The organism is Microcoleus sp. w2-18bC1 (assembly GCF_036700365.1).
Classification (GTDB): domain Bacteria; phylum Cyanobacteriota; class Cyanobacteriia; order Cyanobacteriales; family Microcoleaceae; genus Microcoleus.
Genome location: NZ_JAUBOS010000174.1, coordinates 1 through 1,045, shown reverse-complemented (window position 1 = coordinate 1,045; position 1,045 = coordinate 1). Strand labels below are relative to the sequence as shown.

Here is a 1,045-nt window from a genome sequence, read left to right as displayed (position 1 = left end):
AGTCAAAAGCCTAGTACAGCATCACTTTCGTAATGTACCGAAAAGTTGACCCAAGCCCAAACCCACCATCCAACTTTGACCTGCCCATCTGCAGGGAAATTGTCAGAGGATAATCGTTGGGTAATCATGGCCAAAATAATTCCGTGGTCAGAATTTGAAGCCGAATATGCTCAAAATTTTACAGTCTCAACAGGAGCACCAGCGAAATCGTTTCGGATAGCATTAGGGGCATTAATAATTAAAGAAAGGTTAGGAACAAGTGACTCCGAAACAGTAGAACAAATAAGAGAAAACCCATACCTACAATACTTTATAGGCATGACTACTTATAGTGATGCTTCACCCTTTGACTCATCAATGTTCGTTCATTTTCGGCAAAGAATAGGTGTCAACCTCATCAATAAAATTAACGAAAAAATGGTGAAAGAGCAGACAGAACTGCCAGGAGAGGAAGTCGAAAAAAAGTCATCAGGAATAAGTGAACACAAAAATCAAGGAAAATTAATATTAGATGCAACCTGTGCTCCAGCAGACATAAAATATCCGACAGACTTAGGACTATTAAATCAAGGGAGGGAATATACCGAAAAAATCATAGATGCTCTACACACTCAAATTAAATCACCCGAAAAAAAAAACCAAGAACCTATCGAAACACAGCCAGAAAAGCATACTTAACAGTAGCAAAAAACCGGAAACCATCACGAAAAGTACGAAGAAAAGCGATTAAAAAACAACTCCAATATATCAAAAGAAATTTAGCTCATATCGATGGTATGGGAGAGCTACAGTCTCTGAGGAAATATTATTATAGAATGCTGTTAGTGGCAACAGAAGTCTACCGTCAACAATTATGGATGTATGAAAACAAAAAAAACAGTATAGATGACCGAATAGTAAGTTTAACACAACCACACATCCGCCCGATAGTTAGAGGAAAAGCCGGGAAATCCGTCGAATTTGGGGCAAAGCTGTCAGCGAGTTGTCGTAATGGCTATGTATTTCTAGACCGGATTAGTTGGGATAATTTTAACGAGTCTGTAGA

1 pseudogene is annotated in these 1,045 nt (G+C 38.5%); it reads left to right on the top strand.

Annotated elements, in window-relative coordinates:
- Nucleotides 1-32: 32 nt before the first annotated feature.
- Nucleotides 33-1,045 (top strand): annotated as a pseudogene (locus QT979_RS28915) (IS5 family transposase); the annotation flags it as partial.